At 69.4% G+C, this 21632-nt stretch carries 20 protein-coding genes and 3 tRNA genes; 8 read left to right on the top strand and 15 right to left on the bottom strand.

Annotated features, from left to right (window positions below):
• Nucleotides 1-2: 2 nt before the first annotated feature.
• The 3 genes from CHC05_RS17670 to CHC05_RS17680 all read right to left on the bottom strand — a co-directional run bounded on the left by CHC05_RS17670 (nucleotide 3) and on the right by CHC05_RS17680 (nucleotide 1404).
• Nucleotides 3-752: an Eco29kI family restriction endonuclease gene (locus CHC05_RS17670; RefSeq protein WP_218824580.1), complete on the bottom strand. Its 750-nt coding sequence runs from the start codon at nucleotides 750-752 to the stop codon at nucleotides 3-5.
• A gap of 455 nt (nucleotides 753-1207) precedes the next feature.
• Nucleotides 1208-1280 (bottom strand) — tRNA-Arg (locus CHC05_RS17675).
• A 34-nt stretch (nucleotides 1281-1314) separates the two neighbouring features.
• Nucleotides 1315-1404 (bottom strand) — tRNA-Ser (locus CHC05_RS17680).
• 921 nt (nucleotides 1405-2325) lie between these two features.
• On the opposite strand from CHC05_RS17680, the gene CHC05_RS17685 reads away from it, so the two are divergent.
• Nucleotides 2326-3282, top strand: coding sequence for a hypothetical protein (locus CHC05_RS17685; RefSeq protein ID WP_089250098.1), 957 nt, complete (start codon nucleotides 2326-2328; stop codon nucleotides 3280-3282).
• Here the strand turns inward: CHC05_RS17685 and CHC05_RS17690 are convergent.
• Both CHC05_RS17690 and CHC05_RS17695 read right to left on the bottom strand, forming a co-directional pair.
• A complete protein-coding gene (locus CHC05_RS17690; protein ID WP_089250100.1) occupies nucleotides 3269-4042 on the bottom strand; it encodes a CPBP family intramembrane glutamic endopeptidase in 774 nt (257 codons plus the stop codon). The genes CHC05_RS17685 and CHC05_RS17690 overlap by 14 nt on opposite strands.
• A 36-nt stretch (nucleotides 4043-4078) precedes the next feature.
• The gene (locus tag CHC05_RS17695) at nucleotides 4079-4570 is read right to left on the bottom strand and encodes a hypothetical protein (protein WP_144022643.1); all 492 of its coding nucleotides are present in this window, start codon (nucleotides 4568-4570) and stop codon (nucleotides 4079-4081) included.
• Between the two features lie 250 nt (nucleotides 4571-4820).
• Here CHC05_RS17695 and CHC05_RS17700 point away from each other — a divergent pair, with 250 nt between their 5' ends.
• A complete protein-coding gene (locus tag CHC05_RS17700; protein WP_089250104.1) occupies nucleotides 4821-5936 on the top strand; it encodes a globin domain-containing protein in 1116 nt (371 codons plus the stop codon).
• Between the two features lie 106 nt (nucleotides 5937-6042).
• Here the strand turns inward: CHC05_RS17700 and CHC05_RS17705 are convergent, their stop codons facing one another.
• Together CHC05_RS17705 and CHC05_RS17710 are read right to left on the bottom strand one after the other, a co-directional pair.
• Nucleotides 6043-6270 carry a hypothetical protein gene (locus CHC05_RS17705; RefSeq protein ID WP_245870967.1) on the bottom strand — a complete coding sequence of 76 codons (228 nt, stop codon included), beginning with the start codon at nucleotides 6268-6270 and terminating at the stop codon, nucleotides 6043-6045.
• A gap of 91 nt (nucleotides 6271-6361) precedes the next feature.
• A complete protein-coding gene (locus CHC05_RS17710) occupies nucleotides 6362-7939 on the bottom strand; it encodes a peptide deformylase (protein WP_089250106.1) in 1578 nt (525 codons plus the stop codon).
• 336 nt (nucleotides 7940-8275) lie between these two features.
• On the opposite strand from CHC05_RS17710, the gene CHC05_RS17715 reads away from it, so the two are divergent.
• Entirely contained in the window at nucleotides 8276-9043 is a 768-nt protein-coding gene (locus CHC05_RS17715; protein ID WP_089250399.1) for an IucA/IucC family C-terminal-domain containing protein, read from the top strand.
• Nucleotides 9044-9389: 346 nt separating this feature from the next.
• Nucleotides 9390-10646, top strand: coding sequence for an ATP-binding protein (locus tag CHC05_RS17720; RefSeq protein WP_089250108.1), 1257 nt, complete (start codon nucleotides 9390-9392; stop codon nucleotides 10644-10646).
• 81 nt (nucleotides 10647-10727) lie between these two features.
• Here CHC05_RS17720 and CHC05_RS17725 read toward each other — a convergent pair whose 3' ends face one another.
• Nucleotides 10728-11414 (bottom strand): SDR family oxidoreductase, encoded by a 687-nt coding sequence (locus CHC05_RS17725; RefSeq protein WP_089250110.1) that lies wholly within the window; start codon nucleotides 11412-11414, stop codon nucleotides 10728-10730.
• A gap of 150 nt (nucleotides 11415-11564) precedes the next feature.
• On the opposite strand from CHC05_RS17725, the gene CHC05_RS17730 reads away from it, so the two are divergent.
• On the top strand, nucleotides 11565-12212 hold the full coding sequence (locus CHC05_RS17730) for a TetR/AcrR family transcriptional regulator (RefSeq protein WP_089250112.1): 648 nt from the start codon (nucleotides 11565-11567) through the stop codon (nucleotides 12210-12212).
• On the opposite strand, the gene CHC05_RS17735 is transcribed toward CHC05_RS17730, so the two are convergent.
• The gene (locus tag CHC05_RS17735) at nucleotides 12207-14012 is read right to left on the bottom strand and encodes a DUF6311 domain-containing protein (protein ID WP_425426782.1); all 1806 of its coding nucleotides are present in this window, start codon (nucleotides 14010-14012) and stop codon (nucleotides 12207-12209) included. The genes CHC05_RS17730 and CHC05_RS17735 overlap by 6 nt on opposite strands.
• A 153-nt stretch (nucleotides 14013-14165) precedes the next feature.
• Here CHC05_RS17735 and CHC05_RS17740 point away from each other — a divergent pair, with 153 nt between their 5' ends.
• Entirely contained in the window at nucleotides 14166-14876 is a 711-nt protein-coding gene (locus CHC05_RS17740; RefSeq protein WP_089250114.1) for a class I SAM-dependent methyltransferase, read from the top strand.
• A gap of 5 nt (nucleotides 14877-14881) precedes the next feature.
• Here CHC05_RS17740 and CHC05_RS17745 read toward each other — a convergent pair.
• Nucleotides 14882-14968: transfer RNA gene (locus CHC05_RS17745), tRNA-Ser, on the bottom strand.
• Between the two features lie 51 nt (nucleotides 14969-15019).
• Here CHC05_RS17745 and CHC05_RS17750 point away from each other — a divergent pair.
• The gene (locus CHC05_RS17750; RefSeq protein ID WP_089250116.1) at nucleotides 15020-15958 is read left to right on the top strand and encodes an NAD(P)H-quinone oxidoreductase; all 939 of its coding nucleotides are present in this window, start codon (nucleotides 15020-15022) and stop codon (nucleotides 15956-15958) included.
• On the opposite strand, the gene soxR is transcribed toward CHC05_RS17750, so the two are convergent.
• On the bottom strand, nucleotides 15945-16442 hold the full coding sequence (soxR, locus tag CHC05_RS17755) for a redox-sensitive transcriptional activator SoxR (RefSeq protein WP_425426783.1): 498 nt from the start codon (nucleotides 16440-16442) through the stop codon (nucleotides 15945-15947). The two genes, CHC05_RS17750 and soxR, sit on opposite strands and share 14 nt — an antisense overlap.
• A complete protein-coding gene (locus tag CHC05_RS17760; protein ID WP_089250403.1) occupies nucleotides 16406-17095 on the bottom strand; it encodes a glycosyltransferase family 2 protein in 690 nt (229 codons plus the stop codon). The genes soxR and CHC05_RS17760 overlap by 37 nt, the downstream gene beginning before the upstream one ends.
• Nucleotides 17096-17360: 265 nt before the next feature.
• Between CHC05_RS17760 and CHC05_RS17765 the strand changes: the two genes are divergently transcribed.
• On the top strand, nucleotides 17361-18911 hold the full coding sequence (locus CHC05_RS17765; RefSeq protein WP_245870971.1) for a ricin-type beta-trefoil lectin domain protein: 1551 nt from the start codon (nucleotides 17361-17363) through the stop codon (nucleotides 18909-18911).
• A gap of 35 nt (nucleotides 18912-18946) precedes the next feature.
• Here CHC05_RS17765 and CHC05_RS17770 read toward each other — a convergent pair whose 3' ends face one another.
• From CHC05_RS17770 to CHC05_RS17780, 3 genes are read right to left on the bottom strand one after another with little or no spacing between them, the layout of a single operon-like run.
• Nucleotides 18947-19525, bottom strand: coding sequence for a hypothetical protein (locus CHC05_RS17770; RefSeq protein WP_089250120.1), 579 nt, complete (start codon nucleotides 19523-19525; stop codon nucleotides 18947-18949).
• Nucleotides 19526-19581: 56 nt separating this feature from the next.
• On the bottom strand, nucleotides 19582-20940 hold the full coding sequence (locus CHC05_RS17775; protein ID WP_089250122.1) for a HAMP domain-containing sensor histidine kinase: 1359 nt from the start codon (nucleotides 20938-20940) through the stop codon (nucleotides 19582-19584).
• Nucleotides 20933-21616, bottom strand: coding sequence for a response regulator transcription factor (locus tag CHC05_RS17780; RefSeq protein ID WP_089250123.1), 684 nt, complete (start codon nucleotides 21614-21616; stop codon nucleotides 20933-20935). Before CHC05_RS17780 ends, CHC05_RS17775 begins: the two co-directional genes overlap by 8 nt.
• Nucleotides 21617-21632 lie beyond the last annotated feature (16 nt).

Consider the following 21632-nt stretch of genomic DNA (forward strand, 5'->3'; position numbering starts at 1 on the left):
GGTCAGTCTCTTTCTTGGTTCAGCGCCCGCATGACCTCGTCATCAATCGACGGCGTGCGATCGAGGTCCGGCGACTCGGTCTCCGCCAGATGCCGAACGACCCTTGCCTCAATCTCACGGGCCGTTGACGCGGACGGCGGCAGCCGTTTGGCGAACGATCTCCCCGGGTGCAAGGTGTCCCAAAGCGATTGCGCCTGTTTGTCCCTCCCGCTTCCCTGATGGTGGTTGCCAAAGCCGTCAACCACCACGTTCCAGACCGGTCGATAACGACCGATTAGTAACGCTTCGCCAAGCGGAACCCAAATTTCATCTGCCACCAAGTACCTGCATGTGAAGTCCAAAATCGAAAGGGACCGGGTATCACCGGACACGTTTGGTTCATGCGCGGCGAGTATCGACCGGGCGTGCTCGCGCAGGCGCTGGAAGAGAACTGGGCCATCAGAAGTCGAGCTCAGCCCCAACGCGCCCTGTCGCGCGCCCTTGGGCCGAGCCCGGCCGACGTAAATCGGGATTTGCCGGTCGGGCGGGACCGGCAGAGCGATCTTCGCATAGCAGGCGAGGGTTCCACGGTAGTAAAGGGCGTACAGACCAGCGCCCGGGAACTTCGGGTACCGCAGCTCTGGCTGGTGCTTTGGATTCCTCGCCAGAAATCCATCAAGGCTGACGAGAGGGCGAGCGAGTAGAGCGCGTTCGACGCTCTTGCCAAGCTCTACCCGATCCAGCGGGTTATACGGCCGCATCTCCTCATCCACGGCACGCACCGTAGCCGACGACCGGACAGGAGAAGTGCCCGTGCCGGGTGGTCTACATCCTGAGCACGAGCGACAGTCGGATTAGCACTAGCCGACCCTGAACGCGGTTCCGCAGGTCGGACCTCAGATGTTGGAGCGTCATTGCGATCGGACCGGCATCCCCGCCAGTTCTACCCGCACCAACTCCGGCACACCGCGCGGCGCACGTCCGGCCCGGCAACGAGGAGACCGCAAGCGAGGCAGAGGCCGTGGTCCTGTTCGGACGAACTCGCGTGATAGGCCGCAGCGGCATGGCCCGTCAGCGCGGGCGCAACATCAGCGCGCTGGTGTGCGCTCGGGGACGGCCCGTGGCCAGTGCGCGGTGCTGGCACGGAAATCGAGAATGACGACGTCACGTGCTGGGTCGCGATCGTGAGGCAAAAATGGCCACTGAGCCGCAGCTCAGTGGCCGTTTGCGCGCCCGAAGGGACTCGAACCCCTAACCTTCTGATCCGTAGTCAGATGCTCTATCCGTTGAGCTACGGGCGCAGGTGCCACGCCAGCATACACGCTGGGTTTGGCGCGGAGACTCCGGGATTCGAACCCGGGAGGGGCGGTTAACCCCAACCGCATTAGCAGTGCGGCGCCATAGACCAGACTAGGCGAAGTCTCCAACGGTGGCTGTAGACCACCGCCGGTCGAGGATACAGGTCGTGGCCGGGACCGGGCAAAGCGACCTCCGCCGGTCGTTCCCTGCAGACTTGCGGCTCTTGCAACCTGTGAACCGCCGGTCGCGGGACTACGCTGCCAAACCATGGGAACCGGTGCCAAAGAGCCGGAGCAGCCGGCTGGACGGCGGCGTCCGCGGCCTGCTGAGGCCGCGTTTACCGCTCCGCCTGAGCCTGCTGATCAGCGGGCGCCGCAGCCTCGGGCTGGGGACAGGCCCAAGCAGCCGCCGGCGATACTCTTCCAGCCGCCGACCGAGGCTGCCGAACCTGCCGCCACCGTTCGGCCGCGCAAGAGTGCAGCGGATGGCCCCGCCGCGGGCGGTAACGACAAGCCGGCGGCGGCAGACGCTTCGAAATCAGACGTGAACGTGACGGACGCCACGCCAGCCGCGACGCCGCGCCCGCGTAAGAGGGCGCAGACGGCCGCGGAGCTGCCCATCGAAAAGGCCCCAGCGAAGAAGGCCGACCCGGCAAAGCGCACTCCGTCAGGGTCGGACGCCGCCGCTGGGCCGCAGCAGGCAACCCAGGTGCCAGCCCCTGCGAAGAAGGCCGTCCCATCCAAGCGCGCTTCATCGGCGGCAGGGACCACCGCTGCGCCGCAACCGGCCAGGCAGGTGCCAGCCCCGGCCAAGAAGGCCGTCCCAGCCAAGCGCACTCCGCCGGCAGCAGACGCCACCGCCGCGCCACAACCGGCCGCCCAGGTGCCAGCCCCGGCCAAGCGAACGCCGCCGACGCCAGATGCTGCCGCTCGGCCGCAGGCCGCCGCTCAAGAGCAAGCGGCCCCGGCCAAGCGGCCACCGGCAGCACGCACCAGCACTTCGAAACAGGAGATCACTGCAGCCGCAACTTCCGAGTCAGCCCCGCGGATGCCCACCGCACCGTCCGCCAGCGACGACGCCAGTGCGGCGCCCGCTGCTGCCAAGGCGGTACCGGCGGCGCGCTCCGCCGCCAAAGACGAGGTGGCCACCGATGGCGCGGCGGCGAAAGCGGCTCCCGCGTCACGGGCCGCCGGCGAAGACCAGGCCGACGTGGTCAAGGACCCCGCGCCCGCCACCACGAAGACCCCGGCCAAGATCCCCGCCCGCCGTAAGGCGATCACTGCGGACGAGGACCAGGCACCTACCGCCGCACCACCGAAAGCGAAGCGAGTCCCGGCCAAGAAGGCAGCACCCGTCGTTGACGAGCACCACATCGAGCCAGCAGCGGTTGCCGAGGAGACCTCAGGTATGTCGATCCAAACGCCGCCGGCCACGATCGCGGAGACCGAGCCGGCCACCACGCCGGGCGGATCGCTGCGCCGGCTCCCCGAGCTCGCCGCCGTCGCCGCCGCTGAGCGCCTCGCTCCGAAGGCGGCCGACTGGGCCCGGGAGATCCGCGCGACCTACCCGACCGCGACCCCCGACGGCGTCGCCCGGCTCGCTCAGCGTCGCTTCACCCGCAAGGCCACCGCCACCGGAGCCACGGCCAGCTTCGCCAACGGCTGGTCCGCTGCCGCCGATCTGGCCGGCACCAGCTGGGTCAACGCCGAGCTCATCACCCACATCGCGGCCGCCTACGGCAAACAAGCCACCGCGGCCGACATTCTGGTCCTGACCGGCGTACACCAGGATCATGTCTCTGCCCAGGCCGCCATCGACGGCGAACCAGGCCACAGCGCCAGCCGAGCCCCGATCACCGCGGCCGGCAAGACCGCCACCTGGGCCGCGCTCAAGATCCTCACCCGTTGGTGGCCAGGTCTGGCCGCGGCCGGAGGAGCCGCCACCGCCAGCCTCAACTCCGAGCGCGTCGCAGCCAGGGCGATCCAGCGCTTCAGAGCCAGCTGAACCAGTCACGAGGCAACAGCGAATAGCCCACGAACGCGACGACATCCAGCAGCGTGTGCGCGACCACCAACGGCAGCACACGCTTAGCCCGGATGAAGAACAGCGCGAACACGACCCCCATGACCGCGTTGCCGACGAACGCGCCGAAGCCCTGATACAGGTGGTACGACCCCCGCAGCACCGCGGAAGCCAAAACCACGTAAGGCAGTTTCCAGCCGAGTTGCCGCAACCGGGTGACCAGGTACCCGACCACCACGATCTCTTCCAGCACCGCGTTCTGCGCCGCTGACAAGATCAAAACCGGGACCGCCCACCACACCGACGGCAACGCCGCCGGCACCAGGTTGGCGTTGATCCCCAACTGCGCCGCGATCCAGACCAACCCGAGCCCAGGCAGCCCGATCAAAGCCGCCAACGCGAAGCCCCAGCCAAGATCAAACCAAGGCCGCCGCGCGTCCAGGCCCAGCAGAGCCCGCGGCGAGGAATCCCGCGACAGCAGGTACAGCGCCAACATCACCGGGATCAGAGCGAAGAAGATCCCCAGCACCTGGTACGTCAGATCCAGATAAGGCCGCACCGACTGCGACGGGTTCAGCGTGGCGGTCTGCTGCGACAGCGGCCGATCGGCCGTCAACCGAGCCACGATCGTGACCAGCGAATACACCGCTGACTGGCCGAGCGACAACCCCAGCACGATCAAGATCTCAGAGCGCAGCCCAGCGCGCGTATCCACCGGCGGCTGCTCGAGATCGACTGTCACGCGCCTAACTGTGCCGGATGAACCTGACCGCGCGCATCAGGGTCGCGCAACTGGACCCTGGTCCGCGAACCAGGCCTCGTCGACCCGCACCTGCACCCAACACGCCGGCTGCGGACCCGCGGAAGGCAACGGCGCCGGACCACACACCTGCAGCGGCCGATAAGGCGACACCGACGCCCGCCCCTTCACGTGCAGGCCGGTCCGCTCGGCCAGAAGATCAAGAAGCAGCAGCCGCACCGGCCCGGAGATCACCGGATGGCTGCCTGTCTCCGGCCACGCCAGCACGCCCCGCGACGGCACGCGCAGGAACCCGACCGGGCCAATACGCGAGGTCCGCTCGCCCCACATCGGGGTAATGAAGATCATTTCCTGGGCTCGGACGAAGGCGACCATGCGGTCGTCCAGGCGGAAGCCGAGCGGACGGTCCACCGATCCGGGACGCCCGGTCGGCGTGCGGGATCGCCGTCCGGGCGACCGCGCACGGCGGGCGAACGAACCCGATTGGGCAAAGCTGACGGGGCGCTCCATGCGGACTCCAGAACCGTTTTTGACCAGCCGGAACACGCACCGCCGTACCACACGCACTTCAGGGTTCCACAACGGTAGATCCATAGACAGGTCCGGATCGCGTTCGTCGCACATTCTGTGCGATGGACCTCGACGGTGAGTCATCAGGCTGGTCAGACGTGCACAGCGCGACCACACACACCCTGATCAACCAGAAGTGCGGCGGGCCGGGTGGAGGCCAAGGCGCGTCAGACAAGCGAAAAGGGCGTCAATGGGGAACCTTCAACGGCTACTGAAGGAAAGCTGGACCCTCGTCGAGGAACAGCAGGACAAGGTCGCCGGATACTTCTACGCACGCATTTTCCTGTCCAACCCGCACCTGCGGCACCTCTTCCCGGTGACCATGGACGTCCAGCGGGCCCGGCTGCTCGGCGCCATCGTCACCGCCGTCCAGAGCCTGGACGACCCCGACCGCTTCGAGGAGTACCTGCGCCAGCTGGGCCGCGACCACCGCAAGTTCCACGTGGAACCAGAGCACTACGACGTGGTCGGCGGCGCGCTGCTCGAGGCGCTGCGTACCTTCGCCGGCGAGTCGTGGAGCATCGAGTACGACCAGGCCTGGGGCGACGCGTACAACGTGATCGCGAAGAAAATGATCTCGGGTGCGGAGGCCGACACGAACCCGGCGTTCTGGCACGCCGAGGTGCTCACCCACGAACGCCGCAGCCGCGACATCGCCGTGATGACCTGCCGCCCACTGCAGTACCCGCTGGAGTACCGCGCCGGCCAGTACGTCAGCGTCGAGGCACCGCGCTACCAACCGCGGCTCTGGCGCACGTACTCGATGGCCAACGCCCCCAACAAAGAAGGCACGATCGAGTTCCACGTGCGCGCGCTGGGCGCCGGCTGGGTCTCGAGCGCCCTGGTCCGCCGCGTCCAGGTGGGCGACCTGCTCCGGATCGCCGCGCCGATGGGCACGATGACCCTCGATCGCAAGTCGACCCGCGACGTCGTCTGCGTGGCCGGCGGCACGGGCCTGGCCCCGATCAAGGCCCTGATCGAGGAACTGACCCGCTACAACCGGACCCGCTGGGTACACGTCTTCTTCGGAGCCAAGGACCGCGACGACCTCTACGACCTGCCGGAGCTCAACAAACTGGCGGCCCGCTACCCGTGGCTGTCGGTCGTGCCGGCGTGCAGCGAAGACCGCAACTTCGTCGGCGAACAGGGCAACATCGGCGAGGTCCTGGCCAGATATGGGCCCTGGGGCGACCATGACTTCTTCGTCTCGGGCTCGTCGTCGATGGTCAAGAGCACCCTGCGCACGCTGGCCGAGCTGAAGGTACCGGCCGTCCGGATCAAGTACGACACGTTCGGCGACATCTAAAACCCGTTCGAAGACATGTAGAGGCTGACTCGGGTCCGCGTGGGGCGCGACCGTTGCCAGAGAACGCTCCGCTTCGCTGCGCTGCCACCTTCGCGCCCGGTCGCCCTCAAAGCCAAAGCCGCTCCGGCTCCGCTTCCTCATCGGCTGGCGGCCGGCCGAGGTCGCCCAACGTGTCGAGCAGACGCTCGCGAGCAGCCTCCAAACGAGCGGTGTAGTGCGGCGCGAAGATCTCGGGAATGTTCACCTCGAGGGTCCCGGAGAGCACGTGCAGCGACGACCAGACCGCGCGATCCCGGTCGTTCACGAATGTGTCGAACTCCTTGGTGCCGATCACCTCGTAGAGTCAGTGCGACAACACCAGAGCTTGGTCATGACTGAGCTTGATCGTGTATTCGTCCCCGCCCACGACGGGGAGATTGTCGACGCTAGTAGCTCCAAGGCACACCCGTCTCGCGGTACTCCGTGATCGGTACCAGGCCGGCCCCCGGCGGCATCCGCTCGTCGTACAGCCGTCCCTCCAGGTGGTCGATCTCGTGCGCCACCAACCGCGCCAGCCCGTGCTCGAAGGTCGTCAGCCGGCGCGCGCCGCTCCAGTCCGCGTGCTCCACCTCGATCCGCAACGAGCGCGGCACCACCCCGCGCACGTCGAAGAACGACAGGCAGCCCTCGTAGCGCTCGTCGGTACGCGGTGACGCCTCGACAATCCGCGGATTGACCAGCACCAGCGGCTCGGCGGAAGGATCTTGCGGGCGTACGACAGCGATCGCCACCGACAGCCCAATCTGCGGCGCCGCCAGCCCGACCCCCTTGCTGAAGATGTGCATCTCCTCGATGCGCTCCAACGCGGCGAACAACCGGTCGACCACGTCCCGACCGGCCGACGCGTCAGCCGGCAGCCGCAACGGCACGGCCCGGTGCGCGAGCAGCGCACTGCCGCGCTGCACCACCCCCACCGACCGCATGCGCTCGGAAGGCGTCCGCGGCGCGTGCCGCTGCGCGGGCACGGAAACGGCCGGCAACGACAAGCCGTTGGACTCCAGCACCGCCGCCCGGAACCGCCACTCCAACCGGTAGCGGGCGTTCAGCGTCGGCGAGTCGGTCGTCCACTCGAAGAAGCTGCGCTCGCCCTCGGTGCGGCGGGTCACCGGCGTACGCAGCGGCACCTCCTCCGACGACAGCGACGTCTCCACACCCCAGACCTGCGCGTCGAGCGCCACGGGGAAGTCCAGCCGGACCGTCAGCCGGCGGGTGGGCAGCCGCACGGCCCGCTGGAACCAGCGACCCCACTTCTCCTGACCGACCGTGTACGCGTACTCGATGGTGACCCGCTCCCCGGGGTAAAGCGGGAACCGCCCGTTGGCGTTCTCGAAGAGCAGCCACACCTCTTTGAACGCGTCCCGGTCGTGCTTCTTGCGCCAGTCCATCGCCTCGCGGGTCGGCGGGTCGTCGCAGAACGCCTGCAGGTCGAGCTCTTCGAAGGTCAGCGGGTGGTCGCGGTGGTGCTTGTTGGACAGCGCCGGGTCCTCGGGATAACGGTCGACGGCCACCCGCACCAGATAGCGGGTCACGGGCTCGGTGCCGGCGTTATAAAGCGACCGGCGGATGACGCACCGGTACTCGTCGCCCACGAACGCGAGCGTCGCGACCTCTTGCTCGACGATCAGACCGGTGCCGGGCGGCATCCACTGCTCGGGCACCGGCGGGTCGCGCAGCGGCAACGAGACGCCGCGGGCGTGCCGCAGGTCGTCGTACTCCTGGAAACGCAGCCAAACGGCCCCGCCCGCGCTGAGCACGGCTTCGGCGCGGCGGGCGAAGTCCTCGGTCGGGCGGTGGCGGCGGCCCTCGACGTGGCTGACATACGACGGGTCGAAGCCCATCTGGGTCGCGAGCTGTTTCTTCGTGAGGCCGCGTTCCACCCGCCAGCGCGACAGTTCGGCCGCGAACGAGTCGGCAGCGCGTTCTATCGGCGAGATTGGTGAAGTCGGCGGCGGTGAGCTCGGCATCACGCATCCCTTTTGGGGCCGGGGCTCCCCTAGAGGCCCGGAAATCCAGTCTGCTGCGCAAGAACGCGACCCGGCCAGAAGTGCCGCGTTACCGACAAATGCCTTGACAACCGTCGCAGAGCGCGACCTAGTCGACACGGCGCGAAGTGCTCGTATGAGTAGTAGCCCACTCCGCCCCGCGTTTCTCTGGTTAGGCTAGCCTTAGCACGCTATGTTGTTGCGGCTGGCGACCCTGACAAACGAGGGCCAGCGCAAGGGACGTCACGCGATGGGCGGGAACTCAATGGCACGGACGGCGGTGGGGTCGCGGTGACCGCGACCATCGACTTCCGCGCGATGGCGGGAGCCCCCTTCGACCCCATCAGCGCCACGCTCCGATCCATGTTCGGCACCGACGACCTCCCGGGCCTGACCCGCGGCCTGCTGGTCCACGACGCCGCCGGCTGGATCCCCGCCGCCGCGCTCGCCGACGGCACCCACCTGCCGGAGCTCCTGGACGCGGCCAACCGTCGCTGGCGGGGCTCCCCGCACGCCGCCGCCGCGCTGGCGTGGAAGTCATACAGCTACTGGCTGACGCTGCCGGGCGTCCTGGGCTGGGCCTCGGCCCGCCGCGTCCCCCTGCTGCGCGCTGACGACGTGCTGGTCCATTTCGAGGACCACCGCCCGCTGCTGACCCTGGGCTACCGCCGCACGATCGACGTGGCCGTGCTGCCCACGGACCCGCTGGCCATCTCGGGCCTACCGGAGGTCGTGGTCGTCCCCGACGAGGCGGCGCTGCTGTCGACGTTCCGCACGACGCTGCTCGACGAACACGTCAACCCGATGCTGGACGCGATCCACTCGCAGGTCCGCCTCGGCGCCCGCACGCTGATGGGCTCGGTAGCGTCGGGCATCTCCTACGGCCTGCTGCGCGCGGCGGACTGGCTGCCGGGCTCGACGGCCGACAACATCACGACGCTGCTGACAGCGCTGGAGCTCGACGACCTGATCGAGCTGGAACAGGGCCCGGGCGGGCAGATCAACGTGCAGCGCAAGACGTGCTGCCTGGCCTTCACCCTCCCGAAGCCGAAGCTCTGCTCGGGCTGCGTCATCAAGCCTTCCTGACACGGACAGAAACACAGACTGCTGACTCGGGTCCGCCTGGGGCACGACCGATGCTCCCGCCAGAGAACGCTGCGCTTCGCTCCGCTGCCAGGCCCGCGACAACTCACCCTCACCCCAAGACAGGAAGACCGAGCGAGTCCACTGAACAGGTGGACCCGCCGAAGGCAGGCCCAGCGCCACCAACCCCACGCGGTAACGCCCTACTGCCACGCCCGTGGGATATGGGAAACAGCAGCGGAGACACCTGCCGCGAACGTAACGTCGGGTCGTCGCAAATCGAAAGAGCATGGCTCGCAAAACGAAAGCGAGCGCGTCGCGAACCGAAACCCGCGAGCTACGATGAGGTGTGCCCACCCCCCGCCTGATCCCACGTCGAGTCGCAGCGCAGGTCGACGCCGCGCTCGGCGACACCCGGGTCGTCCTGATCAGCGGGGCGCGCCAGGTCGGCAAAAGCACCCTCGTGCGCTTGGTCGCACGGGATCGTCTCGCCGAACGACGTGATCTTGATCGAGCGCAGGACAGGGCAGCGGCAATCGCTGACCCGGTCGGCTTCGTGGACACCACCGAGCTGATGGCTATCGACGAGATTCAACGCGCGCCGGATCTGCTGTTGGCCATCAAGGCATCCGTCGACGAGGATCCCCGGCCCGGCCGGTACCTGCTGACCGGCTCCTCCCGGCTATTCGGGATGGTCGCCGCTCCCGATGCGCTCCCCGGCCGCATGGAAACCATCGAGCTCTGGCCGTTCTCTCAGGGCGAACTGGACGACGAGCCCGACGGCTTCGTCGACGCCCTCTTCGCACTCGGACCGGATCTTCGCCACGAGTCGACAGTGACCCGCGCCGACTATGCCGCCAGGATTGTCCGGGGCGGCCTGCCCGAGGCAACCAGTCGCGATGATCCCCAGCGCCGCCAACGCTTTCTCGACGGATATGTCCAGGCACTCATCGATCGCGACGTCCGCCAGCTCTCCGACATTCACCACAAAGCCGAACTGCGCAAGCTCGTACGCCTCCTCGCGGCGAGGTCGGCGACCGTCATCGCCGCGCATTCGCTCGAGGCCGCACTCGGGCTGAGTCGTCCGACGGTCGCGCGGTACCTCCGGGCCCTGGAGGAGATCTTCCTGGTGAAGCGGATCCCGGGTTGGTCGCGCAATCTCGGCACCCGGGCCACGGCCGCTCCGAAGCTGATTTTCGTCGACTCCGGCATCGCCGCCAACGAGGTCGCGGTCGATGCACGGGCGCTGCTCCGCCCAGGAGCGCCCTTCGGGCCGCAGCTCGAGGCTTTCGTCCTGTCCGAGCTGGCACGGCAGCTCAGCTGGTCGAAGCAACCAGCCGAGCTTTCTCATTACCGGGACCACAGCAAGTTCGAAGTCGACGCCGTACTCGAGAACAGAGCCGGCAGCGTCGTAGGCATCGAAGTCAAAGCGGCCTCGACAGTCGGCCCGGACGACTTCCGCGGCCTTCGTCGGCTCGCCGACCGGCTCGGCGACGACTTCGTCGCCGGCGTGGTCCTCTACACCGGCACGTCCACCTTGCCGTTCGGCGACAAACTGCGAGCCATCCCGGTCAGCGCTCTCTGGCAGGTCGCCGCACCCGCATAGACACGGCCGCCCCGATCGGTGGGCCTTGTGGGCTCGTCGATCGGGGCGGCAGGTGGCGGTCCGTACCTCAGCCAGGGTCGCTTACGAGGTCAGGACGCCGCCTTCGACATAGAGCTCTTGGCCGTTGATGCCGCTGTTGCGCAGCAGGAAGTCGGTGGCGTCGACGATCTCCGCGACCGTGACCAGGCGGCCGATCGGGCTGCGGGCCACGTGCGGGTGGTTCGGCACCTCGCGCCAGCGCGGGCTGTCGCCCACGACGCCCGGGTGGATGACGTTGATGCGGTGCGGGGCGATCTGGCCCGCGAGGGTCTTGGCCAGGCCGCCGAGGCCCGCGTTGTGGGTGGTGACAACCGTCGATCCCGGGTACGGCAGCTCCTTGGCCACGCCGCCGAACAGCACCACGGAGGCCGCCGGGCGGAATCGGGGGCGCAGCACCCGGACCACCTCGACGTAGCCGACCAGCTTGACCGTGTGCGCGGTCACCGCGGCGGCCACGTCGAACTCGGCGAGCGTGCTCGTTGTCGGGTGCATCGCGGTCAGGACCAGGTGGTCCACCTCGGTGATCGACTCGAGTGCGGCCTCGATCGTCTCCGGCTTGGACAGGTCGACCGCCAGGCCCTGGACACCGGGACCGAGCTCGGCGGCCGCGGCCTCGGCGCCGTCCTTGGTGCGGCTGGTGACCACGACCGTGTCGCCCCGGGCGGCCAGATGTGCCGCGATCGGCAGCCCGAGGCCGCCGGTGCCACCTACCACCACTGCCGTTCCCATGCGCCCCATCCTTTTCGCCGTTGGCCCAGAAGTCCCGTGGAACTGTGCCATGCCGCAAGGCCCGACAGCCCTTGATCGTGAGCATGGTCATTGACGCAGCAACTAAATTTTAAGAGGAGTTCAGAGTTCCGTTTTCGCTAGGCTGCCAGGGTGACTGCACGGCTCCGCGCGGACGCCGAACGCAACCGGCAGCGGATCATCGACGCCGCCCGGCGGGTCTTCGCCGCCCGGGGCGTACACGCTCCGGTCGAGGACATCGCCAAGGAGGCCGGCGTCGGGATCGGCACGCTCTACCGCCGGTTCCCCGACCGCACCGAGCTCGTCGAGGCCGTCTTCCTCGAGCGGGCCGGACGCTACCTGGCCGCCGCCGAGCAGGCCCGCCTGATCGACGACCCGTGGGAAGCCTTCCGCAGCTACCTGGAACAGCTCTGCGCCATCCAGGCCGAGGACGCCACCGTCACCGACGTGCTCACCCTGACCCTGCCGGCCTCGGGGGCCCTCGAAACGCTCCGCAACCGGCTGTACGCCACCCAGAACCGGCTGATCCGAGCCGCCAAGCGACAGGGCACGCTGCGCGCGGACTTCGTACCCGAGGATGTGCCCCTGCTCCTCATCGCCAACGCCGCGATCATCCAAACGCTCGGCGACGCGGTCCCGACCAGCGCCCCACGGTTCCTGGCGCTCGCCCTCGACGCCCTGCGCACCGACCACCCGAGCCCACTGCCCGCCCCGCCAGACCCCGCGGCACTCGTGGCAGCCATGCAACGCCCGCCGGTCAAGCGCCGCGGACCCTCATAGCGTCGCTGGGTCCCAGAGCCACACGTCCGAGACCTTTTGCGGCGGTACGCCGTACAACTCGGTCAAGGTCTTGATCCACAGCGAAGAGTCCCGGCGTTTGGGCACCACCACCGCGCCCGCGTTCCAGTAAGCGAGATCAGCCAGGGCGTTGGCTCGGGTGGCCGGCGCGGCGGGCGGGATTCGGCCCGTGCGGCTCACGTAGCGCAGGTAGTAGTTGGTCGGCCGGAAGTCCGACGTGAAGTTGGCGATCCGGTCCGGGCCGACCGGTGCCAGGAAATAGCCGCCCGCCAGCGGCATCCTGGTCATCGTCATCGCTGCCCAGCGGATCGGGTCGTTGACCCCCGAGGTCGGCATCGGCACGAAGACGATGCTCTTGCCGCCGGCGGTGTACCGCGCCCACGTCCCCGACGAGACGAACAGCGGGGTGTTGGACAGCTTGGTCGCCGGCAGCGCGGTCGGCGCGATCGGCACCAGCGCCACCAGCAGCACGGCCGCCCCGACGGACCGGAACACGACCAGAGCAGACCCCCGCAGCGCTTCAGAACGCTCCTGGGCAGCCGCCACGCCCAACGCCAGCAGCAGCCCCACGATCGGGGTCACCGCCAACGCCCACCGGGTCGGCACCGCCGAGCTCAGCACCGGCACGTCGTGCAGTGACTGCCACAGCGACGGCAGCCCCGTCGGCGACCCGTGCAGCCGCACCACGGGGCCCAGAGACAGATAGGCGAAGACGACGCCGACCGCGAACAGCCCGATCGCCGCCGCGGAGCGGCGCAACGCGACCACCACCACGACGGTGAGCGCGACCAGCGGCCAGCCGAAGAACGAGTTCTCCTCGGCGGCGTTCTGCGCCAACCCGCGGGCGGACTCCATGCTGCCGAGCAGCGACTCGCGGGACAGCGCGACATATGCCCCGAGGTCGGCACCATAACCCCGGACCTCGTACGGCAGCCCGCTGTAGGACTGGGGTCCGGTGAGCAGCATCGCGATCGGGTACCAGAGGGCGGCCAGGGCGACGCCCACGGCGACCAGCGACCCGTACAGGAACGGCCGCCAACACGCCCGGGCCTCCCGCCACCGAAGAGCCGCCGCCACGGCCAAGAAGATCACCAGGCCGACGGCGGTCATGAACAGGATCTCCAGGTTGATGAACGCCTGCCAGATGACGACCAGGCCGAGCAGGACCCCGTTGCGGACCCAGCGGCCCCGCCGCAGCTCCAGGGTCCGCCAGATCAGCACCGGCACGAGGAACTGGGCGACCAGGTTGGGATGGCCGTTGGCCTGCGAGATCATCCCGGGCGCGAACGCGCAGAACCCGGCGCCGATCCAGGCCGCGAACCGGCGCTTCAGGAGATAGCGGGACAGCACCAGGTACCAGGCCACGGCCGTGAGGATCAGCGCGCCGGTGAGGAAGACGTTGAAGGCCGCCCGCGGGCCGAACAGCAGGGTCACCGGGGTCAGCGGGATCGAGATGCCGAGCACCGAGGTGTTGGCCATCAGGTTGATGCCGTCGGGCACGTTCATCTGGTCCGAGAAGAACGGCGAAGCCTGACCGGTGGCGACCAGGGCGCCGTGGCCGAGCATCCACTCGAAGAACGCCTGGTCGGCGCGGTTGGCCGCGAGGCCCCAGGTGGGGTGCAGCCAGACCCGCCAGGTCACCCAGAAGGCAAGTAGGACATAGCTGGCCACGGCGGCCAGATCTTGAGCCAGCACGCGCGATCGGCGGTCGTTCACAGGCGCCACAGCGGCCACCCGGGGCAGATCCGACGTGTCGGTCTCGCCTATCCCACCCACCGCCATCGGCTCCTCCAGGGGCCAGTTCCGGGGTTCCTCAGCAAGCCGGCAAATCACCGGATCTCTGACACATCCGACCTAGGTTTTCATACCGTAACCAATAGGGAAGGGCTCTCACGTTCCATCGAGGTAACTGTCCCTACCGGGGGGAGGCGGCAGATGGCCGAGATCACCGGGGATCAACAGGTCCAGTCCGAAGTACTCGAAGGCTTGGCCACAGCGGTCAACCACCGGCGCTGGTTCGCCGAACTCGCCGAGCCCTACCTGGGCAGCAACCCGATCGAGATCGGCAGTGGACTCGGCGACTACGCGCTCGAGTGGGCACCGCACACCGCCCGGTTCACCGCGACCGAGGCCGACCCCGACCGGCTGGTCGCGCTCAAGGACCGGCTCGCGGGCCACAACGACATCGAGGTACGCCAGCTGCTGCTGCCCAGCGACATCGACGGCGCGTACACGGCGGCGGTCTCCTACAACGTGCTCGAGCACATCGAGGACGACCGGCGCGCGTTGCAGAGCATGGGCCGCCTGGTCCGGCCCGGCGGCGCGGTGATCATCATCGTGCCGGCGTTCCCGTTCGCGATGAGCCCGGTCGACATCGCCACGGGCCACGTGCGGCGCTACACGATCAGGTCGCTGGCCCGGGTCATGCAGCGGGCGGACCTGCGGGTCGAGCGGATCAATTACACGAACGCGCTGGGCCTGATCGGCTACTACATGGCCACCAGCGTCTTCCGGCTAACACCGAAGGAAGGCGCGATGGTCAAGTTCTACGACAAGCTGGTGCTGCCGGCCACCAAGGCGGTCGAGACCCGGGTCCGGCCACCGTTCGGCCAATCGGTCTTCGCGGTGGCCCGCCGGCCGCGGTAGAAGAGCGGAGGGTGTGGGATTCGAACCCACGAAGACATCGCTGCCTTACCGGTTTTCAAGACCAGCGCCATCGGCCACTAGGCGAACCCTCCTGGACGCGGGGTCAAGTCTGCCATGCGCCCGGGCACAGGGTAAGAAAGGGCATGCGCGCGATAACCATCTCCGAGCCGGGCGGACCCGAGGTGCTCTCTTGGGCGGAGGTGCCCGATCCGGTGGCCGGGCCCGGCGAGGTCCTGGTCGAGGTCGTCGCGTCCGCGGTCAACCGGGCTGACCTGCTGCAACGCCAAGGGCACTACAACCCGCCGCCCGGCTCCTCGCCCTATCCGGGGCTGGAGTGTGCGGGCACCGTCGACGGCGAGCCCGTGTGCGCGCTGCTGTCCGGCGGCGGCTACGCCGAGAAGGTCGCCGTGCCCGCCGACCACCTGCTGCCCGTGCCCGCCGGCGTCCTGCTCGACGAAGCCGCCGGCCTGCCCGAGGTCGCCTGCACCGTCTGGTCCAATGTGGTGCGTGGTGCGCGACTAGCCGAAGGCGAGACCCTGCTCGTCCACGGTGGATCCAGCGGCATCGGCACGTTCGCCATCCAGCTCGGCAAGGCGCTCGGCGCTCGGGTCATCACCACCGCGCGCATGTCGAAGCACGACGCGTTGCTGGCGCTCGGCGCCGACCACGTCATCGACTACTCCACTGAGGACTTCGCCGCGGTCACCCAGGGCCTCGGCGGCGCCGACGTGATCCTCGACATCATCGGAGCGTCCTATCTGGACCGCAACATCGCCGCGCTCGCCCATAACGGCCGCATCGCGACCATCGGCACCCAGGGCGGCCGGCGCGCCGAGCTCGACTTCGGCAGGCTGATGGCCAAGCGCGGCTCGATCTCCGCGACCACACTGCGGGCCCGTCCACAAAAAGAGAAGACCGCGATCATCGCCGGCGTACGCGAAACGGTGTGGCCGTTGATCGAAGCCGGCCGGATCCGTCCTGTGATCGACCGGCGGATGCCGATGGCCCGCGCCGCGGACGCGCACCGGGTGGTCGAGAACAACGAGCACACCGGCAAGGTGCTGCTGGTCAATCCTTCGTGACGCGGCGGGCGGCCTTGCGCAGCAACAACTGCGGGCCGCTGCCGTCGGCCGACAACCGGTCGCCGGCGTTGTAGAGCTGGCAGCGCTGCATGGACAGGCAGCCGCAGCCGATGCACTCGGACAGGTCGTCGCGCAGCTCCTCGAGCAGCGCGATCCGCTCCTCCAGCCGGGTCCGCCACAGCGCCGAGAGGCGGCTCCAGTCGGCCCGAGTCGGCGTGCGGTTGTCGGGCAGCTCGGCCAGCGCCGCGGCGATCTCGTCGAGCGCGACGCCGACCTGCTGCGCGATCCGGATGAAGGCCACCCGGCGCAGCTCGCCGCGGTCGTAGCGGCGCTGGTTGCCGCTGGTGCGGCCGGCGCGGATCAGCCCCAGCCGCTCGTAGTAGCGCAACGCCGACGGCGCGACGCCCGACCGCGCGGACAGCTCACCGATGGTGAGCGTTTCGGCGGTCAGCGCTTGCGGGCGCGCTCGCGGCCCAGGATCCACAGTGCTTCGACGCCGTCTTTCCAGGTGATCTTCTTGCCCTCTTCGCGGCCGCGGGCGCGGTAGCTGATCGGCACCTCGTAGGGCCGAATCTTGCGGCGCAGCAGCTTGCCGGTCACCTCGGCCTCCATGCCGAAGCCACGCGACTTGATCTCGAGCGACCGGTAGAGCGAGACCGGCAACAGCTTGAAGCAGGTCTCCAGGTCGCCGATGTACGAGTTGAAGAGCACGTTGGCCGCGGTCGTAACGGCCTTGTTGCCCATCACGTACCAGAAGCTGTAGGCGCTGTGGCTGCCGAACGTGCGATTGCCGTAAACCACCTTGGCGCGCCCGTCAAGCACCGGGTCGAGCAGCTTCGGGATGTCCAGCGGGTCGTATTCGAGGTCGGCGTCGAGGATGACCATGTAGTCGCCCTCGGCACTGTCGACGGCGGTCTTGATCGCCGCGCCCTTGCCCGCGTTGCGGGGATGGGTGATGACCCGCAGGCGCGCGTCATCGGCGGCGCCCTCGAGGATCGCGCCGGTGCCGTCACGACTGCCGTCGTTGACCACGACCAGTTCGATCTCGCACGGGTACTCCACCGCGAGCGCCTGCTTGAGCGCCTCCGCGATGCGTTCTTCCTCGTTGTAGACCGGCATGAGGATCGAGAGCTTCAACGGAATCTCCAGGGCGGACGACAAATCCGCACCAGACTACCGGCTCCGTTTGAAGATCGTCTCTCGCCCATCCGGGCCTTCCCCCGATAGGGCTCGTCCGTTCACCTGAGGACTATTCACATATGCGGGTTCAGCAGGCTACTCTCCGGTAACTCGATCGATACATTCCGATCGAGCCGAAAGGAGTGCGTCGATGCCCAACTCCCGCAAAGGGTTGCCAGGCAACGCGCTCCGAGTGCCACGCCGACGGCGTACCCTCGCCGCCGTGGCGCTCGTCGCGGGCCTCGTCCTCCCGTCCCTCGTCGCGACCGCCAGCACCGCAACGGCTGCCGCGGCCGACCGTCCGCCCGTCCAACCGCTGCCGGCCAACCTCGAAGCGATCCGTGCCGCCGAAGCGACCACGCTGTACGGCAGCCCCGCCGTGCGCCCCCTCGAACAACGCAAGACCGCGCTGGTCACCATGGGTGACAGCGAGATCTCCGGCGAAGGCGTCGGCAACTACGTCCCCGGCACGCACCAGGACGGCAACTGGTGCGACCGGTCGTACGACCAGGCGGTGTTCCGTACCGGCATCGCGTCCGACACCCAGTTCAACATCGCCTGTTCGGGTGCCACACCGTGGAACCTGGTCGCCGGCGGACCGACCCAGTGGAACGAGCTCAACCAGGGCGACAACCTGGCGATCAAAGCGCGCAACACGCACGTGAAGTTGATCTGGGTGGTGGCCGGCGCCAACGGCGACGGGACGATCCAGTTCGGCCCCGTGGCCACCGACTGCGCCATCCGCCGGGTGTTCTTCCAGGGCGCCTGCTACCCGACGTACACGGACGTGTGGACGACCCGGGTCGACGGCTCCCGAGCCGCGGTCGAGGAGGCGCTGCGCAGCATCCGCGCCACGATGACGGCGGCCGGCTACCTGGCCGCCGACTACGAGCTCGTGCTGCAGTCCTACCCGAGCCCCGGCAGTCCCGATGTCGAGGACAACCCCAACTTCCCCGGCTGGTACTCCGGCGGCTGCCTGCTCTACCTCGCCGACACGGCGTTCGCCCGCAACAAGGCCGTCCCGCTGTTCGAGCGCGGCCTGCGCCAGGCGGCGGCCAACACCGGCACCCGCTACCTCGACGCCAGCCGGCTCTTCCACGGCCACGAGGTGTGCACCGACAACACCAGCGTGCGCGGCCTCTACATCGAGGTCGGGATCTGGAACGAGAACGCCGCACGCCAGTCGTTCCACCCGAACGCCCGCGGCCACGGCATGTTCGCCGAGTGCATGACCGCGTTCGTGGCCTCCGGGCTGCCCCAGGCGACCTGTGTCGACCAGGCCAGCACCGGCCACGGCACGCTGGTCGGCGGGCTGCTGGAGTTCAAGCAGTTGCGCAACGCCGGCACCGGAAGGTGCGTCGACGGCAAGGGCTACGACTCGCGAAACAACACGGCGCAGCAGTCGTACGCGTGCCACGGCGGCCGGAACCAGGGCTTCTGGTACGACCCGGCGCGGCAGTCGCTGCACAGTGAGCTGTCGCACGACCGGTGCCTGGACGTCTCGGGCGGCTCACTGACCGCGAACACGGCGGTCAACATCTACAACTGCACGGGCGGCATCAACCAGAAGTGGGTCTTCGCGGGCAACCAGATCAAGGCGGCCGGCAACACCGCCCTGTGCCTGGCCTTCGACAACCCGCTGCTGGGCACGCCGCGCCTGCGCCTGGCCACCTGCGGCTCCAGCACCCGCCAGCAGTGGTCCTTCGAGTCGCGCAACTTCCCGAACCCGGTCGGCTACGGCCACGACGACTTCATCGGCGACCGGGTGTACTGAGTGCTGGGGCCCCGTTCGCGCGGGGCCCCAACCGCTCACTTCTCGCGCGGAATCACGATCAGCCGCGCGGCGCCACCGTCACCGTCCTTGGTGCCGGCCACGCCGACCTGGTCACCCGCGGCGAGCTGGTCGGCCTGGATCGAGTTGCGGCGCTCGACGACCCGCAGATCGTCGGCGAACGACCAGGTGATGGTGAACCCGTCGGTGCTCTTGACGGTGATCGAGTCCGCATCGACGGCCGTGACCTGCCCCCGCTGCACGAGCACGGTCTGCGTCGAGCCGTCCTTGGTCTTGACGACCGCTTCACCGTGCAGCGTGTTCTTGCGCAGCAGCACCCGGGCCTTGAGCCGCTTGCCGCGATCGCGATCCTTCTCCTTGGGGGCGGCCGACGGCGACGCGCTGGGCGCCACCAGCTTCAGGTCCGCGAGCTCGGCCGGCGTGATCTCGTCCGGGTCGAAACCCATCGCGACCAGCGCCTGCCCCTCGGCACCCATCCCGGCCGACACCTCGACCCCGGCGTCGTCCCCGGCCGACCCACCACCCACGACCCCACAGCCCGTCAGGCCGAGCCCGACAATCGCCACCAGACCGATTCCCGCAAGCCAACGCCTCATGGTCTCCCTCTCTGCTCTGTCTGGCACCACGATGGGCGACGCGCACGAGGGAGCGATCAGGCGAAGGTAAGGGCTTCGTAAGGCTGTTGCGGCAACGTGATCGTGAAGCGTGCGCCGCCCTCCGGGGCGTGGCCCGCCTCGATCTGGCCGCCCAGGCGGCGCACCAGGCCGTGCACCAGGGCCAGGCCCAGGCCGCTGCCGCCCTTGCGTACGCCGTCGTAGCGTTGCCGCAGGGCGCCGCGTTCGAAGACCACCCGCAGGTCGTCGTCGGTGAAGCCCGGGCCGCCGTCGCGGACCTCCAGCGCCGAGGCCACCGTCCCCGGGCGGGTGGCCAGCACGATCGCGGCGCCGGCCGGGACGACGCGCAGCGCGTTCTCCAGCAGGCCGTCGAGGATCTGGCGGGTGCGGCCCGGGTCGGTGAAGGCCGGCACCGGGAACGACGGCGCCTCCACCACCAGGGTGACGCCGGCCGCCGCGCACCGCGGGCGCCAGGTGGTGGCCGTCTCGGCCACGATCGCGGCCAGGTCGACCGGCAGCGGGGTCAGCGGGAAGTCCACGGCGTCCAGGCGGGCCAGCGCCAGCAGGTCGGTGACCAGGCGGTCCAGGCGCTCGGCCTCGGCCAGCACCGTGCGGCCGGCCCGGGCGGCGCCGTCGCCCTCGATCACCCCGTCGGACAGGGCCTCGGCGTAGCCGCGGATCGTCGTCAGCGGCGTGCGTAGCTCGTGCGAGACCGACAGCAGGAAGTCCCGCTGCCGTCCCTCGCTTGTGGACAGCGCCTCGGCCAGGCCGTTCAGCGCGTGCGCCAGCGACTCGACCTCCTGCGGTGGCTCGACCGGCACCCGGATGCCGCGTTCGCCGCCGCCGAGGCGCATCGCCGCGACCGCCGCGTTGCGGATCGGGCGGGCCAGCCGGCTGCCCAGCAGCACGCCGGCGAGCACACCTGCGGCCAGGCCCGCCAGCAGCGCCAGCCACAGGTTCTGGCCGATCGCGCGCCAGATGCCGGTCGCCCGTGGGTGGGTCAACACGACCGCGTTGCCGTTGTTGTTGTTGATCGGACGGGCCTCCACAAGGGACGGGACGCCGCCGATGATGGCGCTGCCGGAGAACGAGCCGTCGGCCACCTGCGCCAGCACCGCCGGTGGCAGCCCCGGCTGGTCCGGAACCCCGCGGCGCAGCAGGAACAGCGAGATGTCCCGTTCGCGCAGTGCGTCCAGCAGCTTCTGGTCGCCGGCCGGGCGGGGCGTGGCCCGCAGTGCTGCGGCCACCACGGTCGCCTCGGCGGCCAGCGACTCCCGGGTACGCGCCTCGACTGCCCGGGACGCCAACGGGATCGCGACCAGCGCGGTCACGAACACGGAGACCACGGCGACGGCACAGCCGACCAGGACCGCGCGGGCGGTCAAAGTTCTAGGCATCGATCGCGTACCCGACGCCGCGGTGGGTGCGGATCAGCGCGCCGGCGGCGCCCAGTTTGCCCCGGACCTGGGCGATGTGCACGTCGACCGTACGGGTGCCCGAATGCGCGGCATAACCCCAGACGGCGGCGAGCAGCTCCTCGCGGGTGAACACCCGGCCCGGCCGCCCGGCCAGGTGCGCCAGCAGGTCGAACTCGGTCGAGGTGAGCTGCACCGGCACGTCGGCGACGGTGACGCTGCGCCGGCCCGGGTCCAGGGTCAGCGGGCCGACCGTGCGCGGGCGCTCGGCCGCCGCGGCCACCCCGCCCGCGGCCCGCCGCAGCACGGCGCGTAGGCGGGCGACCAGCTCGCGGGGCGAGAACGGCTTGGTGATGTAGTCGTCGGCGCCGAGCTCCAGGCCGACGATCCGGTCGACCTCGTCGTCGCGGGCGGTCAGGAAGATGACCGGGGTCCAGTCGCCGCCCTCGCGCAGCCGCCGGCACAGCTCGGTGCCCGACAGGCCCGGCAGGGCGATGTCGAGCACGCAGGCCACCGGGCGCACCCGGCGGGCGGCGGCGAGCCCCGCCTCGCCGTCGTGCTCGACATGCACGCCGAACCCGTCGCGGCTCAGGTAGAGCCGGACGAGATCCGCGATCGCCCGTTCGTCTTCGACGACGAGCACCAGGCCATCTGCCACCGGCCCATCATGGCCG

Source organism: Asanoa hainanensis (assembly GCF_900188485.1).
Classification (GTDB): Bacteria; Actinomycetota; Actinomycetes; order Mycobacteriales; family Micromonosporaceae; genus Asanoa; species Asanoa hainanensis.

Coding starts and splice junctions, on each gene's coding strand:
- CHC05_RS17725 (WP_089250110.1), bottom strand. CDS start 11,414: ATGGGAACGGCAGTGGTGGTAGGTGGCACCGGCGGCCTCGGGCTGCCG.
- CHC05_RS17735 (WP_425426782.1), bottom strand. CDS start 14,012: ATGGCGGTGGGTGGGATAGGCGAGACCGACACGTCGGATCTGCCCCGG.
- CHC05_RS17700 (WP_089250104.1), top strand. CDS start 4,821: ATGGGGAACCTTCAACGGCTACTGAAGGAAAGCTGGACCCTCGTCGAG.
- CHC05_RS17770 (WP_089250120.1), bottom strand. CDS start 19,525: ATGAGGCGTTGGCTTGCGGGAATCGGTCTGGTGGCGATTGTCGGGCTC.
- CHC05_RS17740 (WP_089250114.1), top strand. CDS start 14,166: ATGGCCGAGATCACCGGGGATCAACAGGTCCAGTCCGAAGTACTCGAA.
- CHC05_RS17695 (WP_144022643.1), bottom strand. CDS start 4,570: ATGGAGCGCCCCGTCAGCTTTGCCCAATCGGGTTCGTTCGCCCGCCGT.
- CHC05_RS17750 (WP_089250116.1), top strand. CDS start 15,020: ATGCGCGCGATAACCATCTCCGAGCCGGGCGGACCCGAGGTGCTCTCT.
- CHC05_RS17685 (WP_089250098.1), top strand. CDS start 2,326: ATGCCCACCGCACCGTCCGCCAGCGACGACGCCAGTGCGGCGCCCGCT.
- CHC05_RS17715 (WP_089250399.1), top strand. CDS start 8,276: ATGGCGGGAGCCCCCTTCGACCCCATCAGCGCCACGCTCCGATCCATG.
- CHC05_RS17775 (WP_089250122.1), bottom strand. CDS start 20,940: ATGCCTAGAACTTTGACCGCCCGCGCGGTCCTGGTCGGCTGTGCCGTC.
- CHC05_RS17710 (WP_089250106.1), bottom strand. CDS start 7,939: ATGCCGAGCTCACCGCCGCCGACTTCACCAATCTCGCCGATAGAACGC.